Raw genomic sequence first — 17,825 nt, 5'->3', positions numbered from 1 at the left:
ACGCGGCCCGCGAGAATGGGGCCATGATCGACGTCTTCGGGGAGGCCCTGACCCATGAGACGGTCGCGCAGTTCGCCTTCTGGGGCATGGTCCTCGGCGTCGGAATCGCGCTGCGCATCGTCCAATCGGTGCGGCCGCACCTGCTCAACCGCACGCGCTGGGGAGTGCTGGCCGCCGCCATCCTCCTGCTCCTCGTCGCTCTGAGCATCGTGAACCTGTCAGCCTCCGTCGTCCTCTCAGTGGTGTCGAGCTTCCTGCTCGTCGCTCTGGGGGCAGCCGGCGCCGGTGCCCTCGTCGCGCTCGCGGTCTTCTCCCTGCTCGAGTTCATCGCGCCCAAGCGGCGGCGCGACCTGGTTGCGGCTCCCGCGGGCGCTCCGCAGCGCTGACACCTCACGGGGGAGCGAGGCGACCTCTCCTGCATCCACGTCCTAGGATGCTCGCGTGTACGTCAAAGTGTGTGGCCTGGATTCTGTCGAGTCGGCGGCGGTTGCCGTCGAGAGCGGAGCCGACGCGGTCGGCATCGTGATGAGCCGCACGAGCCCGCGCAGGCGTTCTGCGGAGGAGGCCGCGAAGATCTTCGGTTCCGTTGCGGCGGGCGTCGATCGGGTGCTGGTCGTGCACGACATGTCGGCCACGGATGCCGCCGAGATCGCGGGAGCGGTCGGCGCGAACGTGCTGCAGCTGCACGGCTCCTACTCGGGCGATGAGGTTCGAGCTGCCGGCGCGATCTTCCCGCGGATCTGGCGAGCCACCTCGCTCGCCGACGACCCTGAGCTGCGCGTCGGGGCGTTCGGTGAGGAACTCCTGCTGCTGGATGCGCCGAAACCTGGGTCTGGCGAGCGCTGGGACCTCTCGGAGCTCGTCCGTCGTCGCCCCGAGGGGCACTGGCTGCTGGCAGGCGGCCTGCACCCGGGGAATGTGGCAGAGGCGATCCGCCAGGCAGGGCCCTGGGGCGTCGACGTGTCGAGCGGGGTCGAGTCGAGCCCGGGCGTCAAGGACCACGCCCGGATCCGCGCCTTCGTGGAGTCCGCGAAGCGCGCCGGCTGACCGCTCGTGGCCCCTCGAGCAGCGGGTCAGGGACGCGGTGGGCCGACCTCCGCGAACTCCGCCTCCAGGTCGGCGCCCGCGGCGGTGAGGTGGTCGAGCACCGTGCGAACGGCGAAGCGCGCCTGACGGTCTGGACGTGCGATGGCGACGATGCTGCGCACGGACCGCACGCCGTCGAGCGGGCGCAGCACCACCCCTGGGCGCGGGCGAGTCGTGAAGCGCGGCAGCAGCGCGAGCCCCGTGCCGGTTGCGACCAGCGCTTCCACGAGCCGGTTGTCGCGGAGCCGCTGCACTCGATCGAGGTTGGTGCTCGTGGCGTTCTCGACGGCGATCAGGATGCTGTCGAACGGGTAGCCGACGGGCACACCCACCCAGGTGGTGCCGAGCAGATCGCCAGGGACGAGGTGGTCGAGGTGCGCCAGCGGATGCTCGGACGGCAGGGCGACGTCGATCGGCTCCCGGGCGAGGACTCGCGTGTGCAGGTGCTCTGCCCCGCGCGGGACGTCTCCCGTGAGGCTGTGCCCGATGACGATGTCGGCGTCGAGGGTTCGCGCTGCGTACTCGGATTCGGCGAGGTCGAAGTCGTCGAGGTCGAGCTGGATCGCCGACCCGGCCGTGCGGCGGAGCAGGCCGGGGACCAGCGCCTCGCTGGCGCTCGGGAGCGCGCCGATCGAGACGGTGCCGCTCGGCTCGCCGAGGCTCGCCTCGAGCTTCGCCTGCACTTCGGCGAGCGCCCGGCCCACGTCGTCGGCGCCGTCGGCGAGGATCCTCCCGGCCGCGGTGAGGCGCAGCCCTCGGGAGAACGGTTCGACCAGGCTCGCGCCGAGCTCCCGCTCTGCGGTCCTCAGCTGCTGCGAGAGGGCGGAGGGGGTGCGGTGCGTGGCCTCGGCCACCGCCGCGAGTGTGCCCCGCAGCGACAGCTCGCGAAGCAGCTCGAGGTGGCGGAATTCCATGTAGGGAGCCTACAGTTACCGGTCACGGATCATCACTGGTGCTTCAGGGTGGGCGCGCCGCACACTGATCCCGTGCCTCCTCGCCATGTCGCCCTCGCCTGCCTCGTCGCAGTCCTCTGGGGCGTGAACTTCCTCGCCATCCACGCCTCGCTCGAGCAGTTCCCGCCGTTCTTCCTCATCGCCCTGCGCTTCGGGCTGCTCGCGATCCCGACGATCCTGTTCATCCCGCGCCCGAACGTGAAGCTGCGGTGGCTCGTCGGGTACGGACTCGGCTTCGGCACCCTGCAGTTCGTCGGGCTCTACCTCGGTATGGCGGCGGGCTTCCCCACGGGGCTCGCGTCGCTCGTGCTGCAGATGTCGGCGCCGTTCACCGTGCTGCTCGGCGCGATCTTCCTCCGCGAGAAGCTCACGACGCGTCGTGTCATCGGCATCGCGGTCGCGGTTGCCGGCCTGCTGCTGGTCGGAGTCGCCCGGGGCGGTGCCGGAAGCTGGTGGCCGTTTGTGCTCGTGGTGATCGGCGCGTTCGGCTGGGCCATCGGCAACATCTCGAGCCGACTCGCCGAACCGCCGAAGCCCCTGCACCTTACGATGTGGATGGCCGTGGTGCCTCCCATCCCCATGCTGGCCGTCTCGCTGCTCGTGGAGGGTCCCGAGCAGATCTGGGCGTCGCTCGCGACGGCGTGGACCGCCGCGGCGGTTCCCGCGTGGGTTGGGCTCGTCTACACGATCGTGCTCGGCACGGTTCTCGGATCCGGCATCTGGGTGTGGCTCATGAAGCGCCACCCGGCGGGCGTGGTCGCACCGTTCTCGATGCTCGTCCCGGTGGTCGGCATCTCGACAGCGTGGCTCGTGCTGGGGGAGCGGCCCGGCCCGCTCGAGCTCGTCGGCGGCGCGATCGTGCTCTTCGGGGTCCTCTGGGCGAGCCGCATGCCGGCCACGGCGCTCGTGCCGGCCCCGGAACCGAGCATCCCGGATCCACCCGTCGCCGAATCGCGGCTCCCTGAGCCGCCTCGTGCTGAGCCGCCTCTGCCCGACTCACCGAAACTTGAGGCCCCCGCGCCTCGCTAGAAGCACGCAGGAGGCGCAGGTTCCCGGCACTGGGCATCTGCATCTCCCGCGTGGATGCGGCCGGACTGTCTTCGTACGGACCCGGCCCAACGACGAAGGCCCCGAGTTCCCCAGCACTGGAAAGTGCAGGGGGCTCGGGGCCTTCCAACATGGGGTGAGTAACGGGGCTTGAACCCGCGGCCTCCTAGACCACAACCAGGCGCTCTACCAGCTGAGCTATACCCACCATGTCTGTCGCACGCGTGCTCTCGCTCGCCTGCGACTACGAGAGTCTATTACAGATTTTGGGCGAAGTCGTTCACCACTTCTGCTGCGACCTCTCGAAGCTCCTCGCTGGTCGGTCCGGGCTCGGGCACGAGCACTGCTTTCCGGTAGTACTTGAGCTCGCGGATCGACTCGAGAATGTCGGCCTTCGCGCGGTGGCCGCCGTCCTTGTCGGGGGAGTGGAAGTACACGCGGGGGAACCAGCGGCGCGACAGCTCCTTCAGCGTGGAGACGTCGACGTTGCGGTAGTGGAGGTGCTCGTCGACCTCCGGCATGTACTTCGCGAGGAACATGCGATCGGTGCCGATGGTGTTGCCCGCGAGCGGCGCCGTGTTGGGCACGGGGACGTGCTTCTTCAGGTAGGCGAGCAGCTGCGCCGTCGCGGTCTCGAGGCTGGCGCCGTTGGGGATCTCCTCGATGAGCCCGGACGTGGTGTGCATCTGCGTCACGAACTCGCCCATGTTGGCCATGGCCGCGTCGCTCGCCGAGATCACGATCTCGAAGCCCTCGTCGAGGATTTTCAGGTCGCTGTCGGTGACAAAAGCGGCGACCTCGACCAGCTCGTCGATGGACGGGTCGAGGCCTGTCATCTCGCAGTCGATCCAGACGAGACGTTCCTGAGCAATAGGCATGAGGGACATCGTAGTGATTCCCCGGGTTTCGTGGCGGCCAGTGCACCCTTTCGTGGCCCGCTATGCTGGCTGGGATCGCGCCCCAGTAGCTCAGTGGATAGAGCAACGGCCTTCTAATCCGTCGGTCGCAGGTTCGAATCCTGCCTGGGGCACTCACTGTTGCCTGTCTCCCGGTCCCGAGGAGAGCGCGTTCGGTGCGCTCGTAGCCGGGGCCGTGGGCTTCCTCCTCAGGCACATCCCCCGAGGGGCCCGTGGCGGCGATCCTCGCCGTTTGACGCCGTGGTGTCCCCACGCACGTGATGGCGGGCCGTGCGGTTGTCGCTCGGACTCTCAGAAGAGGGAGTTGACGAGCACTCCGCCCACACCACCGGCGAGCATGGGGAGGAGTGCGGCGATACCGAGTGCCGCCGCCGTTGCCGCCGCCAGTCGGGGCTGTCCAGGCCGGAGGTAACCAATGACTCCGAGGACAGTTGCAACTATGGCGAGCACGATGACAGGCATCCGCAGCAGCGTGAAGATCTCTGCGACGTTGAAGGGCAGCTGGTAGGCAGCGTCGGGGACGAAGGGTGTGAGACCCGCAGCGATTGTTTGAGCGACCACAAGCGCTACTGCCACCACGAGGGCCGCGCGTCCGATCGGATTCCGGGCTGGCGCGCTCGAGTCCGCGCGACGGCTGGAACTTGGGCCTGGCATCGAAACCGCTTCTTCGGTCATTTCGCAAGTATGGCAGGGCGGCGTTGTCGAAGGTGTCCATTACAAGCTCATCCGCCGCTGGACGTCGATGGCGTTTCTTTGGATTCTCGACGCTGGGGAGGCCCTCGCTCGCGTTTGTCTCCTTGCGCGATCAAGCCGAGTCTGACAAAAAATCTGCCGTTCGCACGATGCCTGTGGCGACCCGCAGAAGCGGTGCAAGTGTGAGAATGGGCGCGTCTCTTCCGGCCAACAGCTCCTTGGAAGGGCAGCCGACATAACCTGTCGGTCGCAGGTTCGAATACCAGGCACCCTTCTCCGCAGCTCCTCGGCCCGGCCGACTTCGATTCCGGAGGCACTCCCGTGAACGTCACCCAGCTCTCTCCCCAGCTCGTGCGCGGCGCCGCGGAACTCGAGCAGACCGACCGGGGCTTTCGGCCCCACCGGCTGCCCGAGGCAGTCCGGTCGCAGTTCCCGGATCCGCAGCTGCTCCTGGTGGAGGCTCAGCCCTCGGGTGTTCGCGTGGTCTTCGATACGGCAGCCGCGAGCATCGCGCTCGAGCTGCACCCCACGAGATCCGCCTACGCCGGCATCGAACGTCCTCGCGGGCGCGTCGATGTCTTCGTCGACGGCACGCGGCTCGTCAGCGACGAGCTGACGGGTGGCGACGCCGTCGAGGTCGACCTGCAGACCGGGGCGACGTCGTTCCACGCGGGCGCGACGCACACGACGACGATCTCGGGGCTCGCGGCGGGCGAGGTGAAGCGAGTCGAGTTCTGGCTTCCGCACAACGAGTCGGTCGAGCTGGTCGAGCTGCGCTCGGACGCACCGCTTGAGCCGGTCACGTCGGCGGGCCCGGTGTGGCTGCACCACGGCAGCTCCATCAGCCACGGTTCGAATGCGTCCGCCCCGAGCGACATCTGGCCGGCCGTCGCGGCCCGCCGAGCTGGCGTCGAGCTCCTGAACCTCGGGCTCGGCGGCAGCGCGATGGTCGACCCGTTCCTCGCCCGCGTCCTGCGGGACACGCCCGCGGACTTCATCAGTGTGAAACTCGGCATCAACGTCGTGAACGTCGACGCGATGCGCATCCGGGCGTTCGTGCCCGCCGTCCACGGCTTCCTCGATACGATCCGGGACGGGCATCCAGACACCCCGATCGTGCTCATCTCGCCGGTCTTCTGCGGCATCCACGAGCACACGCCGGGCCCCGGCGCGCTCGACCCGGAATCGCTCAGGGTCGGACGCGTGAAGTTCCTGGCCACGGGCACCCCGGGGGATGAGTCGCAGGGGCGCCTCACCCTCAGCGTGATCAGGCGCGAGCTCGCCTCGCTCGCCGAACGCCGTGCTGCCGACCCGAAGCTGTACTTCCTCGAGGGCACCGAGCTCTACGGCGAAGCGGATGCGGAGCTGCTGCCGCTTCCCGACGACCTGCACCCTGGGCCCGAAGCCCACCAGCTCATGGGCGAGCGCTTCGCGGCATACGCGTTCTCACCCTCCGGTCCGTTCCGGCCGTCGTCCTGAGCGCAGCAGGCGCGTCTCCGAGGCGCGCCTGGCACGATGGAGCATGCCCTCTCGACTGCGGATGATCTTGGACGCGCTCACGCTCTCCGAACGCGATGGGCCGGTCCGGTCGCTGGTCGAGGCGTTCGGGGCCCCTCCTGTCTGGGTGTCCGAGGTGCTGGTGGGGGAGCCGGCCGTGCGGTCACGGCGGCTGCGGTTTGCCTCTGGTGGGGAGCTGATCCTGCAGGACGACGCGCTTGTCGCCGTGATCCTGCACACGGTGCCCACCGCCCACTCGCCATCGGCGATCGACCTGTCCGAGTGGCTCGAGGGCGCCCACAACGCGGCGACGCTCGACGACCTCAAGAAGGTCATCGCCGGACGCCGCCGCTTCGCCGGGCTCGGCACCCCCTACTTCGAGCTCGACGACGGATACGCGCGGGCGGAATTCCGCGACCGCCGCGGCTGGAATGACCCAGGCAACCTCGTTGCGCTCGTCTTCACACTCGAGCAGCCGGGCCTCGTCGTCCGCCCTGAAGACGATCTCTGCCCCAGCTGCAGCGGCCTCATCGTGCGCGACCGGGCCGGCGCCTGTGACCTCGAGCGCACCATCGACGCGATCGCGGAGGCGCTCGCGGCCGGCCTCCTCCAGGAGAGCACCAGCTGGGTGCGCCTGTCGGATCTTCGCCCCCTCCACGCCTCCGGCCTCATGGAGCGGGTCGAGAGCCAGCTGACCTGCCTCGCGTGCCGCCGCATCCTGTGCGTCACGCTCGTTCGTGGCGGCACCCCGGTCGTGAGCCACCTCGCGCTTGACCAGGCGCGGCGGCACCGTCTCGGCGCGATCCCGCCGGTCGAGCAGTGGGGCGACGCGGCACGCATCGCGGAAGAACGAGACGCCATGCGCTACGTCGACCACGAGCCCGGGCGCTGGTTCCTCGTCGCGCAAGGCGAGCGGCTGTACCTCGACGCGAGGTACGTGGTGACGAACATGGTCGACGACTCCGCCCTGATCTGCCTCGATGAGGACGAGCTCGAGCAGTACCGCCTCGCGGGCCGCACGTACCTCAGTGAGCTCGCAGAGCGAATCCACAACGGGTCGCCCCACCGTGAGACCTCGCCCTACTTCTCCCGTGATCTCCGGCGAGGTCCGGAGGGTGCCGCCTATCGCGAGGCGGTGAGTCGGGCCATCGTCAACCACACGTGGTTGGCCTCGCAGAGGCAGCAGGGCTAGCTCGCCGTGCCGTCGGCTGGGGTCTCAGAGCTTCGCCAGCACGGTTGGGATGAGGATCGGCGCGTTGATCAGGAAGTGGAGGAGCATCGTCGCGACGAGGTTGCGACGGATGAGGGTGAACGCGACGAGCGCCAGGGTGCCGACGAGCTGATGGAACAGCCAGCTCGGCCCGAAGAACACCACGTGGGGCGCGATGAAGATCACGAGGCTCACCGCCGCGCCGATCCACCGCGAGTGCAGGAGCGATCCGAGGCGCTCCTGCAGGTAGCCGCGGAAGGCCACCTCCTCCGTGACGGCGGCGGTGACGATGAGCAGCAGGACCCCGGCGATGCTCATGCTCGTGATCGTGGCGACACCGCTGTTCTCCTCCTGCGGGGCCACGAGGCTGGCGATCCAGGACCACGCCATGACGCCCCCGAAGGCGTAGAAGGCCCACTCGATGTCCTTGCTGGTGGGCTTCGTGATGAGCAGCGAGGCAAGCCCCCGACGCTCGCCCCAGAGCACGAGTGCGATCAGGAGGAGCGCCCCGAGCCATTTCCAGGCGTTGCTCGACGCGGGTCCCGCCATACCCAGTCGGAGGTCGATGCCTGCCAGTTCCGGAACCGGCGGGCCGTTGTAGACGACCCAGAACAGCAGGAGCCCCGCGAGGAAGATCCAGCCGTCACGCGTCCGCGGCTCGAACGTCGGCGTGCCGATGCCGCCGCGCGCGGCGTGCCTGTCGATTCGCTCCTCCGTCGTTTCGCTCATGCTCTAGAGTAAACACTCTAGAGTGAACGCTCTACATCGGTTTCGAGAAGGTGGCGGGAGGCAGCGGATGGCGGCACGCACCGGAGGAACGCGCACGGCGATCATCGAGGCCGGCTCTCAGCTCATCGCCGAGCTCGGCTACGCGGGGGCGACGACGGCACGGATCTGCGCACGCTCCGGTGTCTCGTCCGGGACCTTCTTCCATCACTTCCCGACGAAGCTGCACCTTCTGGTCGGCATCCTCGAGGCGGATGCAGCGCAGTCGCGCACCCGGTTCGCAGCGCTCGCGGAACGCGCCCCGGACGATCCGCGAGGTGCGCTGCTCGCCTGGCTCGACCTGCTGCTCGAGGAGGCGAGCGATCCGCACCTCGCCGGCTTCGTCGCCGGCCTGAGTGCAGCACCGAGCGACGAGCGCGTCGAGCAGCTGCTCGAGGAAGTCGCGTCGGGGCAGCAGGGCGCGCTCGAGGCGATCATCACGGCGGGGCAGCGCGAGCGGCTGTGGCGCTCGGATATCACCAGCGACCGGCTCGCCCTGTGGGTCGGGGTGATCGCCGACGGGGTCCTGACGCGCAGCGTCGAGGACACGACCTTCGACGCATCGGGCGCAGCTGACGAGCTGCATGACCTGATCCGCCGCTACCTGGCGCCCTAGGCACGGTTCGGTCGCAATTCGTCGCGTGGCCGAGAAGCGTCCGGTGCTCTGGAAGAATGGCGAACGTGACGAGCTTCGATGCCGCAGGTCTCCACGATTCCGCCAACACCGCGATCGACGCTGATCGTCGCGCCTCCGGTCACAGCCTGGAGCGAGATCCGGGCATGCCGACCAGCACCTGGCGCCTGCGCAGCGACGCGTGGGAGTACCTTCGCTTCGCGATCAAGCGGCTCGAGTCGGGGCACGAGACGTCGAGCATCCTGGATGCAGACGGCGAGATCTCGCGAAACCTCCGCGCGCTCGAGACGCTCGAGCTGTACTGGGCGGGCTTCGGGCAGCGCTACGTCGCAGAGATCCGCGAGTCGCTCGACAAGGGCGAGTACTCGACGGCCCTCGAGCGCATCGGCCGGGTCGTGAGTCGGCTGCGGGGCACGAGCATCCCTGCCGACCATCGCGAGGACCGCCTCGACGAGGCGGAGCGTGCGGAGCTGCAGGACGACGCCGACCCGCGTCCTCGCTTCGAGGTGCTGCTCGTCGACGAGACGACCACCGCCGACCGGGACGCGCTGCGCGCCGACATCCTCAAGCTCCGCAGCGCCGCGGATGCGTTCGTGTACGACTACGTGATCGTGCCGTCCGCGGACGACGCCGTCGCGGCCGTGCTCACGAACCCGAACATCCTCGCCGTCATCATCCGCCCCGGCTTCAGCGACCGCAGCCAGCAGCGCCTCAGCCGAGACATGCGCGAGACCATCGACCTGGCCCACGTCGACTCGGCGGGGACCACGGCGACGTCGCGCTCGAGCCTCGCCTCGGTGCAGCGCGTGCTCGGGCTCGCCGACACGCTCAACACCCTCCGGCCCGAGCTCGACCTGTACCTCGTCGCGGGCGCGCACATCGAAGACCTCGCCGGCGTGCTCACGAGACGCTTCCGCCGCGTGTTCCTGCGCGAGGACCAGCTCGAGCTGCACCTGTCGCTGCTGCGGCGGGTCTCCCACCTCTACGACACCCCGTTCTTCACGGCGATCCAGGAGCACGCCAGGCGCCCGGCCGGTGTGTTCCACGCCCTGCCGATCTCGCGCGGCGGGTCGGTCGTGACGTCGAAGTGGATCACGGACCTCGTCGACTTCTACGGCCTCAACCTCCTGCTCGCCGAGACGAGCGCCACCTCGGGCGGCCTCGACTCGCTGCTCGCCCCGGTCGGAGCGATCAAGAAGTCGCAGGAGCTCGCGGCCCGAGCCTTCGGGGCGAAGCACACCTTCTTCGTCACGAACGGCACCTCCACGGCCAACAAGATCGTGCACCAGGCGCTCGTCTCTCCCGGCGACATCGTGCTCGTCGATCGCAACTGCCACAAGTCGCACCACCACGCGCTCATGCTCACCGGTGCTCGAACGGCCTACCTCGAGGCCTACCCGCTCAACGAGTTCGCCTTCTACGGGGCGGTGCCGCTCGACCGCATCAAGCAGCTCCTGCTCGACTACCGCGCAGCGGGGCGCCTCGACGAGGTGCGCCTCGTGACGCTCACGAACTGCACCTTCGACGGCATCGTCTACGACCCGGAGCGGGTCATGGCGGAGTGCCTCGCCATCAAGCCGGACCTCGTGTTCCTCTGGGACGAAGCCTGGTTCGCGTTCGCCGCGTTCCACCCCATCACACGCCGCCGCACGGCCATGGCGGCCGCGAAGCACCTCGAGGAACGCCTGGGGACGATCTCGCACGCCGCGGCCTACGCGGAGCAGCAGGCACGCCTCTTCGACCCCGAGACGGGCGAGCCTGCCGCCGACGAGGTGTGGCTCGCCGAGCGGCTCCTGCCTTCCCCGGATGCACGGATCCGGGTCTACGCGACGCAGTCGACCCACAAGACCCTCACCGCGCTGCGTCAGGGCTCGATGATCCACGTCTACGACAAGGACTGGTACCGAGAGGCGGAGGAGCCGTTCCACGAGGCGTACATGACGCACACCTCGACGTCGCCGAACTATCAGATCCTCGCCTCGCTCGACCTCGGGCGACGCCAGGTGGAGCTGGAGGGGTTCGAGCTCGTCCAGCGTCAGCTGGATCTGGCGACGAGCATCGCGCAGGCCATCGCGCGTCACCCGCTGCTGCGCCGCACCTTCCGTGTGCTGTCCGGCCACGACCTGATCCCGGCCGAGAATCGAGCCAGCACGAGACCCATGCCCCACCGAGACGGGTTCTCGACGATGTGGCAGGCGTGGGAGGAAGACGAGTTCGTCGTCGACCCGAGCCGGATCACGGTGGAGATCTCGCGCACGGGTGTCGACGGTGACACGTTCAAGCACGAGCACCTCATGGATCGCTACGGCATCCAGGTCAACAAGACGAGCCGCAACACCGTGCTGTTCATGACGAACATCGGGACCTCCCGCAGCTCCGTCGGCTACCTCATCGAGGTGCTCGTGAAGCTCGCGGAGCGCTTCGAGGAGGAGTCCCAGGCGCGGGAGATCGATGGCGAGCGCCCCGCGCCCGCGCCGATGCCGCCGCTGCCCGACTTCAGCGCATTCGCGCCGGAGTACGCCTCAGCCGACGGGCTCCCGGACGGCGACCTGCGGACCGCGTTCTTCCGGGGTCAGCGCCGGGCGAACATCGAGCACCTCAGCCACGCCCAGCTCGCCGAACGGGTCAAGGGCGGCGCCGCGCCGATCTCCGCGGGCTTCGTCACGCCCTACCCGCCAGGGTTCCCCGTGCTCGTGCCAGGGCAGCTCGTCACCGACGAGGTGCTCGACTTCATGGCCGTCCTCGATACGCGCGAGATCCACGGCTACGACCCGCTGCGCGGCTACCGGATCCTGCGCGAAGACTGATCTGCGCGCACCTCGGTCGGCGACTCTCAGCCGTCGCAGGATTCTGGATCTGAGCCTGGGAATACCTGCCAGGGGTATACGGTTGCACACACCGTACATACCCCCAGGGGGCACTGCCCCGGCAAGGAGATCCAGGATGACCACCACCACATACCAGGTCACGGGCATGACCTGCGCCCACTGCGAGCGCGCCGTCACTCAGGAGGTCAGCGACCTCGCGGGCGTCGCGAGCGTCGACGTCTCGGCCGAGACCGGGCGCCTCGTCGTCGAGAGCGCAGAGCCCCTCGACGATGCGGCCGTGATCGCCGCCGTCGATGAGGCCGGCTACGCAGCGACCAGGGCCTGACGTGAACGTGCCGGTCAAGCTCAGCCTCTACGCCGCGCTCCTCGCGGCGGTCTTTGGCGCGGCCTTCTTCACGGCGCAGCTCGCCGTCGACGCGGGCCCGGCTGACGACTGGCGCCCACAGATCCATCAGACCCCAGACGAGCAGTCCGAAGCCCCCGAGCACGGAGAGGGAGAACGATGAACACGACGACCGACATCGAGCTCGAGATCGGCGGCATGACCTGCGCCTCCTGCGCCATGCGCATCGAGAAGAAGCTCAACAAGCTGGACGGCGTCACCGCATCCGTCAACTACGCGACCGAGAAGGCCCGCGTCAGCGCACCGGATGGGCTCGACCCGCAATCCCTCATCGACGAAGTCGAGAAGACGGGCTATACCGCCGCGCTGCCGACTCCGGACGCGGCAGAACCGAGCCAGGGGTCTGCGGAGGCTGATCCCGAGCTCGCGAGCCTGCGCCAGCGACTCATCGGCAGCATCGTCCTCTCCGTCCCCGTGATCCTGCTCGCCATGGTCCCCGCCTTCCAGTTCACGTACTGGCAGTGGGCCTCGCTCGCACTCGCGGCGCCGGTCATCGTCTGGGGAGCCTGGCCCTTCCACAGGGCGGCCTGGATGAACCTCCGCCACGGCAGCGCGACGATGGATACGCTCATCTCGGTCGGCACGCTCGCCGCCTTCGCGTGGTCGCTCTACGCGCTCTTCCTCGGCACGGCGGGCGAGGCGGGCATGACGCACCCGTTCGAGTTCACCATCGCCCCCTCCGACGGCGCGGCCAACATCTACCTCGAGGTCGCAGCCGGCGTCACGATGTTCGTGCTCGCCGGTCGGTACTTCGAGAAGCGATCCAAGCGACAGGCCAGTGCGGCCCTCCGTGCTCTCCTCGAGCTCGGCGCGAAAGACGTCGCCGTCTTGCGTGGGGGAGCGGAGACTCGCATCGCGATCAGCGAGCTGCGCGTCGGCGACGAGTTCGTCGTGCGCCCCGGCGAGAAGATCGCCACAGACGGAGTCGTCACGGGTGGCCGCTCCGCCGTCGACGCCTCGATGCTCACCGGAGAGTCCGTCCCCGTCGAGGTCATCGAAGGCGACCGAGTCGTCGGTGCGACGATCAACGCGGGTGGGCGCCTCGTGGTTCGCGCGACGAAGGTCGGCGGCGATACCCAGCTCGCGCAGATGGCGAAGCTCGTCGAAGACGCCCAGACCGGCAAGGCCGAGGTCCAGCGACTCGCTGACCGCATCTCCGGCGTCTTCGTCCCCATCGTCATCGTCATCTCCGTCGCGACGCTCGGCGCCTGGCTCGGCGCCGGCTTCCCCGCCGCGGCTGCCTTCACCGCGGCCGTCGCCGTGCTCATCATCGCCTGCCCGTGCGCGCTCGGCCTCGCGACCCCCACGGCGCTGCTCGTCGGCACCGGACGCGGCGCGCAGCTCGGCATCCTCATCAAGGGTCCAGAGGTCCTCGAGTCCACGCGCCGAGTCGACACGATCGTGCTCGACAAGACCGGCACGGTCACGAGCGGCAAGATGGCCCTCGTCGGGGCGTGGAGCGCGGATGGTGTCTCGAGAGGTGACCTCCTCAGGCTCGCGGGGGCGCTCGAATCCGCGTCGGAGCATCCCATCGCTCGCGCGCTCGCGATCGGGGCCGCAGCAGAGGTCGGCCCACTGCCCGCCGTCGACGCCTTCCAGAACCACGAGGGCACCGGAGTGCAGGGCATCGTCGACGGCCACCTCGTCGTCATCGGACGCGAGCAGCTGCTTGCCGACTGGGCTATAGACCTGGGCGAGGAGCTGGCGACTCGCAAGCGCGAGGCCGAGGCCCTCGGGCAGACGACCGTCATCGTCGCCTGGGACGGTGAGGCGCGGGGAGTGCTCTCCGTGGCCGACACCATCAAGCCGACGAGCGAGCGTGCCATCGCCGAGCTGCGCCGCCTCGGGCTCGCCCCGGTGCTGCTGACCGGCGACAACTCCACCGTCGCGAAGCAGGTTGCGGCCGCAGTCGGCATCGATGAGGTCATCGCCGAGGTGCTGCCGCAGGAGAAGGTCGATGTGATCCGCCGCCTGCAGGGTGAGGGGCGCGTCGTCGCGATGGTCGGAGACGGCGTCAACGACGCAGCGGCACTCGCCCAAGCCGACCTCGGTCTCGCCATGGGAACGGGATCGGACATCGCCATCGAGGCTGCCGACGTCACGCTCGTGCGCGACGACCTCCTCGCTGCGGTGGATGCGATCCGCCTCTCCCGTCGCACGCTCGGCACCATCAAGGGCAACCTCTTCTGGGCGTTCGCCTACAACGTCGCGGCAATCCCGCTCGCGGCGCTCGGCATGCTCAACCCCATGCTCGCAGGCGCGGCCATGGCATTCTCGAGCGTGTTCGTCGTCGGCAACAGCCTTCGGCTTCGGGCCTTCCGAGGCCTCGAAGCTCCGAGCGCCACCCCAGAGCACGCACCACGAAAGGCAGCATCATGAGCGAGATCACCGAAGCGGGCGGCCACGCCCATCACGGCTACATCGAGGACAAGAGCAGGTACCTCACTCGACTCAAGCGCATCGAGGGGCAGGCGAGGGGCATCCACCGGATGGTCGACGAGGAGCAGTACTGCATCGACATCCTCACCCAGATCTCCGCGATCACCTCCGCCCTCGAGAACGTCGCGCTCGGCCTCATGGACGACCACCTGAAGCACTGCGTCGCCGACGCCGTGCGGCTCGGGGGAGCCGAAGGCGAGCAGAAGCTCAAGGAAGCCTCCGATGCCATCGCCCGTCTCGTGCGCAGCTGAGCGGTCTCGCTCCGGGTCGCGGCGGCGACACTCTGGGTGCTTGCCCCTGAAAATGACTCCCCACCGAAACAGGCGCTCGCTAGGATCGGTCGCACCATGAGCGCACAACAGGAAATCATCACGGCCCTCGGCGTGAAGCCGGTCATCGATCCAGCGGCGGAGATCCGGGATCGAATCGCCTTCATGCGCGACTATCTGCTCGCAAGCGGCTCCAAGGGGCTCGTGCTCGGCATCAGCGGCGGCCAGGACTCGTCTCTGCTCGGCAAGCTCGCCCAGCTCGCCGTCGAGCAGGTCCGCGCGGAGGGTGGCGAGGCGACGTTCGTCGCGGTCCGCCTGCCGCACGGCATCCAGGCCGACGAAGACGACGCGCAGCTTGCGCTGGACTTCATCGAGCCGGACGAGCGCATCAGCTTCGACATCAAGCCAGCGACCGACGGTCTCCAGCATGCCTTCCTGCAGGCCATGGGCCGTGCCATCACCGATTTCAACAAGGGCAACTCCAAGGCCCGCCAGCGCATGGTCGCGCAGTACGCCATCGCGGGTGAGCGCGGCTTCCTCGTGCTGGGCACCGACCACGCGGCCGAAGCCGTCACGGGGTTCTTCACGAAGTACGGCGACGGCGGCACCGACCTCAATCCGCTCGCGGGGCTCACGAAGGGCCAGGGTCGCCAGCTGCTCGAAGAGCTCGGTGCTCCGGAGCGGCTGTACGTGAAGGCGCCCACCGCCGACCTGCTCGATGAGACCCCCGGTCAGACCGACGAGGCGAACCTCGGTCTCAGCTACACCCAGATCGACACCTACCTCACGGGTGGGGAGGTCGATGCTGAGACAGCAGCCCGCATCGAGGCCCTCTACCGGAAGACCGAGCACAAGCGGCAGCTGCCGGTGCTGCCCACCGATACCTGGTGGCGAGCCTGAGGATTCCCGGCCACGAAGCCTTCTCGGGGTGAGGGCGGCGCTGCTCAGAGGTAGCGGAACGCCTTCACCGCCTCGGGGAAGTCGGAGAACTCGTCGAGCGTGAGGAACGTGGTGGTCGTGCGGCTCATGCGGGTCGCGGCATACACCACGCCCGAGCCGCGCGGGTGCTCCTCGACGTAGCCGCGCACTGCTCCGTTGGACCCCGTGACGCGCCACCGCGCGGCGTGGACCTGAGTGGCGGTCAGCTCGGCGAAACGCTGGGTGAATGGTCCGGTGCGGGGCGCCAGAACGGGAGTTTGCGTGGGCTGGGTCAGCTGCGTCGTGAACATGAGGTCAGGCTAGGAGCGACCACCGACATTCTTCGTCCGGTGCCGTGTTCGCGCAGGGCTCAGCCAAGTTCTCGCGCACCGGCGTAGCCTGGCCGCATGACCGAATTCGTGCTTGCAGGTGGCTGCTTCTGGTGTCTCGATGCCGTGTACAGGAACGTCAAAGGCGTCAGCGATGTGATCTCCGGCTACACAGGTGGTGAGCACCCGAAGCCCGACTACGAGCTGGTGTGCACCGGCACGACCGGGCACGCCGAGGCGGTGCGCGTCGTCTTCGACGAGGACGTGGTGCCGGCTGATGTCATCCTCGACATCTTCTTCACACTCCACGACCCCCGCCAGCTCAACCGACAGGGGAACGACGTCGGCACCCAGTACCGCTCCGCGATGTACTACGCCGACGACGCTCAGCGGGAGCTCTTCGAAGCCGCGCGCGACCGTGCCGACGAGCTCTGGGGTGGCGGCATCGTCACCGAGATCTCGCCGCTCGGCCAGTACTTCGATGCCGAGGACTACCACCAGGACTTCTTCGCGAAGAACCCCGGCCAGGGCTACTGCAACTTCGTCGCCGTGCCCAAGGTCAACAAGGTGCGGTCGAAGTTCACGCAGTACATGCTCTGATCTCCCGGCACTCTGCCGACAGGGCGCCTGTGCACGCGATGCCGTGCACAGGCGCCTTTCCCATGGGCACGATCGTCTCCTCCCAGCTCGACACTGGTGCCACGATCCGGCGCGGAGCTCCCGGCACGAGCGCCGCGCCGGATCGCATCGCAGCCAGATCCAAGGGGGAGACATGCACGACCACATCACGCTCATCGGTAACCTCGGCAGCAAGCCGGAGCTCACGACGACGCCGAGCGGGCAGCTCGTCGTGAACTTCCGCATCGCCACCAACTCTCGTCGCCTGAACCGGGCGACGAACAGCTGGGAGGATGTCGACCCCAACTGGTACGACGTGGCCGCCTGGGGAGACCTCGCGACGCACGCGGAGAAGTCGCTCGAGAAGGGACAGCGGGTGATCGTCGTCGGCAAGCTCCGGATGCGCAGGTTCGACTCGCAGAACGGGCCTCGCACGAAGCACGAGGTGGTGGCGGATGCGCTCGGTCACGACCTCACGGCGGGCTCCTCGACGTTCGCGAAGCGTCTGCGCGTGCGCCAGGATGAGGGCGGCGCTGACCAGCGGCAGCGAGTCGGCGGGGCGCAGGGGCATGGAGGAATGCAGGGGCACGGCGGAATGCAGGGTGAGGCCCCGCCGGAAGCAGATGAACCGGCGCCAGCACCCGACGAGGTGGAGTGGCACAAGCCGCCCGTCTCCGACGAGAGCGAGTACCAGCCGCCCTTCTGAGCGCCTGGCCACCTACACTGGTGACCGCCCCGTCCGAGAAAGGTCACGAATGCGCCGTTTCGCTCTCATCGCCCCAGTGGCTCTGGTGGCGGCGCTGGCGCTGGCGGGATGCTCGTCGCAGGAGGCGCAGCCCCCGGCCGAGACGACCGCGGCCGCCGAGGCGACGCAAGCGCCACCCGCGGCCTTCGTTCCCGGCGGAACGGCGAGCGACAACAAGCCGATCTTCGACGAGACGAACCTGCAGACGATCGCGAGCAATGGCTCAGCGAGCTCCGTCGAACTCGTCGACGGGCTCACCGCGACCGGCTTCGACAAGGCCGCCATGGAGGTCACGTTCGACCGGACGAACGTCGATCTCGAAGCCGACTACATCATCGTCTCCGTGAAGATCGGCGAGGAGTGCCTCGTCGGCCAACGCGGCCCGCGCGGCTACACCTCGGACATCGTCGCCCCCGTCAGCACGGGCAAATGCCTCATCGGACTCACACAGCCCATCACCTGGTAGCGAAGCAC

The 17,825-nt window shown here is 68.7% G+C and carries 20 protein-coding genes and 2 tRNA genes; 16 read left to right on the top strand and 6 right to left on the bottom strand.

The annotated features are described in order from the left end of the window. The first annotated feature begins 23 nt into the window (after nucleotides 1-23). Both C5E05_RS07115 and C5E05_RS07110 read left to right on the top strand, forming a co-directional pair. Nucleotides 24-386 (top strand): hypothetical protein, encoded by a 363-nt coding sequence (locus tag C5E05_RS07115; protein ID WP_104341511.1) that lies wholly within the window; start codon nucleotides 24-26, stop codon nucleotides 384-386. Nucleotides 387-441: 55 nt separating this feature from the next. Then, entirely contained in the window at nucleotides 442-1,047 is a 606-nt protein-coding gene (locus C5E05_RS07110) for a phosphoribosylanthranilate isomerase (RefSeq protein ID WP_104341510.1), read from the top strand. 26 nt (nucleotides 1,048-1,073) lie between these two features. On the opposite strand, the gene C5E05_RS07105 is transcribed toward C5E05_RS07110, so the two are convergent. Then, complete coding sequence (locus C5E05_RS07105) at nucleotides 1,074-2,000, bottom strand: LysR family transcriptional regulator (protein ID WP_104341509.1); 927 nt, start codon at nucleotides 1,998-2,000, stop codon at nucleotides 1,074-1,076. Nucleotides 2,001-2,072: 72 nt separating this feature from the next. Between C5E05_RS07105 and C5E05_RS07100 the strand changes: the two genes are divergently transcribed. Beyond that, nucleotides 2,073-3,068 carry an EamA family transporter gene (locus C5E05_RS07100; RefSeq protein ID WP_104341613.1) on the top strand — a complete coding sequence of 332 codons (996 nt, stop codon included), beginning with the start codon at nucleotides 2,073-2,075 and terminating at the stop codon, nucleotides 3,066-3,068. A 150-nt stretch (nucleotides 3,069-3,218) separates the two neighbouring features. Here C5E05_RS07100 and C5E05_RS07095 read toward each other — a convergent pair. Together C5E05_RS07095 and orn are read right to left on the bottom strand one after the other, a co-directional pair. Then, a tRNA-His gene (locus C5E05_RS07095) sits at nucleotides 3,219-3,294 on the bottom strand. A gap of 49 nt (nucleotides 3,295-3,343) precedes the next feature. Continuing rightward, nucleotides 3,344-3,964: an oligoribonuclease gene (gene orn / locus C5E05_RS07090; RefSeq protein WP_104341612.1), complete on the bottom strand. Its 621-nt coding sequence runs from the start codon at nucleotides 3,962-3,964 to the stop codon at nucleotides 3,344-3,346. A 79-nt stretch (nucleotides 3,965-4,043) separates the two neighbouring features. On the opposite strand from orn, the gene C5E05_RS07085 reads away from it, so the two are divergent. Then, nucleotides 4,044-4,116 (top strand) — tRNA-Arg (locus tag C5E05_RS07085). Between the two features lie 178 nt (nucleotides 4,117-4,294). Here the strand turns inward: C5E05_RS07085 and C5E05_RS07080 are convergent. Continuing rightward, entirely contained in the window at nucleotides 4,295-4,564 is a 270-nt protein-coding gene (locus tag C5E05_RS07080; RefSeq protein ID WP_104341508.1) for a hypothetical protein, read from the bottom strand. Nucleotides 4,565-5,017: 453 nt separating this feature from the next. Here C5E05_RS07080 and C5E05_RS07075 point away from each other — a divergent pair, with 453 nt between their 5' ends. Together C5E05_RS07075 and C5E05_RS07070 are read left to right on the top strand one after the other, a co-directional pair. After that, on the top strand, nucleotides 5,018-6,175 hold the full coding sequence (locus C5E05_RS07075) for a GDSL-type esterase/lipase family protein (protein WP_104341507.1): 1,158 nt from the start codon (nucleotides 5,018-5,020) through the stop codon (nucleotides 6,173-6,175). A 43-nt stretch (nucleotides 6,176-6,218) separates the two neighbouring features. Beyond that, nucleotides 6,219-7,385 (top strand): hypothetical protein, encoded by a 1,167-nt coding sequence (locus C5E05_RS07070; RefSeq protein ID WP_146081061.1) that lies wholly within the window; start codon nucleotides 6,219-6,221, stop codon nucleotides 7,383-7,385. Nucleotides 7,386-7,409: 24 nt separating this feature from the next. Here the strand turns inward: C5E05_RS07070 and C5E05_RS07065 are convergent, their stop codons facing one another. After that, nucleotides 7,410-8,132, bottom strand: coding sequence for a CPBP family intramembrane glutamic endopeptidase (locus tag C5E05_RS07065; protein WP_104341505.1), 723 nt, complete (start codon nucleotides 8,130-8,132; stop codon nucleotides 7,410-7,412). A gap of 67 nt (nucleotides 8,133-8,199) precedes the next feature. Between C5E05_RS07065 and C5E05_RS07060 the strand changes: the two genes are divergently transcribed. From C5E05_RS07060 to nadE, 7 genes are all read left to right on the top strand, one after another. After that, a complete protein-coding gene (locus C5E05_RS07060) occupies nucleotides 8,200-8,784 on the top strand; it encodes a TetR/AcrR family transcriptional regulator (RefSeq protein ID WP_104306279.1) in 585 nt (194 codons plus the stop codon). Nucleotides 8,785-8,948: 164 nt separating this feature from the next. Further along, the gene (locus C5E05_RS07055) at nucleotides 8,949-11,609 is read left to right on the top strand and encodes an aminotransferase class I/II-fold pyridoxal phosphate-dependent enzyme (RefSeq protein ID WP_258064799.1); all 2,661 of its coding nucleotides are present in this window, start codon (nucleotides 8,949-8,951) and stop codon (nucleotides 11,607-11,609) included. A gap of 136 nt (nucleotides 11,610-11,745) precedes the next feature. Beyond that, on the top strand, nucleotides 11,746-11,955 hold the full coding sequence (locus C5E05_RS07050) for a heavy-metal-associated domain-containing protein (RefSeq protein ID WP_104240733.1): 210 nt from the start codon (nucleotides 11,746-11,748) through the stop codon (nucleotides 11,953-11,955). Between the two features lies 1 nt (nucleotide 11,956). Then, nucleotides 11,957-12,136, top strand: a complete 180-nt coding sequence (locus tag C5E05_RS07045; RefSeq protein ID WP_104240734.1) for a hypothetical protein — start codon at nucleotides 11,957-11,959, stop codon at nucleotides 12,134-12,136. Then, complete coding sequence (locus C5E05_RS07040) at nucleotides 12,133-14,412, top strand: cation-translocating P-type ATPase (protein WP_104341503.1); 2,280 nt, start codon at nucleotides 12,133-12,135, stop codon at nucleotides 14,410-14,412. The genes C5E05_RS07045 and C5E05_RS07040 overlap by 4 nt, the downstream gene beginning before the upstream one ends. Further along, nucleotides 14,409-14,723 (top strand): metal-sensitive transcriptional regulator, encoded by a 315-nt coding sequence (locus tag C5E05_RS07035; RefSeq protein WP_104240736.1) that lies wholly within the window; start codon nucleotides 14,409-14,411, stop codon nucleotides 14,721-14,723. Before C5E05_RS07040 ends, C5E05_RS07035 begins: the two co-directional genes overlap by 4 nt. A gap of 96 nt (nucleotides 14,724-14,819) precedes the next feature. Further along, nucleotides 14,820-15,641, top strand: coding sequence for an ammonia-dependent NAD(+) synthetase (gene nadE / locus C5E05_RS07030; protein ID WP_104298870.1), 822 nt, complete (start codon nucleotides 14,820-14,822; stop codon nucleotides 15,639-15,641). 44 nt (nucleotides 15,642-15,685) lie between these two features. On the opposite strand, the gene C5E05_RS07025 is transcribed toward nadE, so the two are convergent. After that, on the bottom strand, nucleotides 15,686-15,970 hold the full coding sequence (locus C5E05_RS07025) for a hypothetical protein (RefSeq protein WP_104341502.1): 285 nt from the start codon (nucleotides 15,968-15,970) through the stop codon (nucleotides 15,686-15,688). A gap of 96 nt (nucleotides 15,971-16,066) precedes the next feature. Here C5E05_RS07025 and msrA point away from each other — a divergent pair, with 96 nt between their 5' ends. The 3 genes from msrA (at nucleotide 16,067) to C5E05_RS07010 (ending at nucleotide 17,817) form a co-directional block, all read left to right on the top strand. Next, a complete protein-coding gene (gene msrA, locus C5E05_RS07020; RefSeq protein WP_104240739.1) occupies nucleotides 16,067-16,588 on the top strand; it encodes a peptide-methionine (S)-S-oxide reductase MsrA in 522 nt (173 codons plus the stop codon). A gap of 172 nt (nucleotides 16,589-16,760) precedes the next feature. Beyond that, the gene (locus tag C5E05_RS07015) at nucleotides 16,761-17,312 is read left to right on the top strand and encodes a single-stranded DNA-binding protein (RefSeq protein ID WP_104341501.1); all 552 of its coding nucleotides are present in this window, start codon (nucleotides 16,761-16,763) and stop codon (nucleotides 17,310-17,312) included. A gap of 49 nt (nucleotides 17,313-17,361) precedes the next feature. Beyond that, complete coding sequence (locus C5E05_RS07010) at nucleotides 17,362-17,817, top strand: DUF6993 domain-containing protein (RefSeq protein WP_104341500.1); 456 nt, start codon at nucleotides 17,362-17,364, stop codon at nucleotides 17,815-17,817. The last annotated feature ends 8 nt before the right edge of the window (nucleotides 17,818-17,825 follow it).

The organism is Pseudoclavibacter sp. AY1H1 (assembly GCF_002931055.1).
Lineage (GTDB): Bacteria > Actinomycetota > Actinomycetes > Actinomycetales > Microbacteriaceae > Pseudoclavibacter.
The sequence above is the reverse complement of the archived record's forward strand: the minus strand, read 5'-3'. Positions and strand labels throughout refer to the sequence as shown.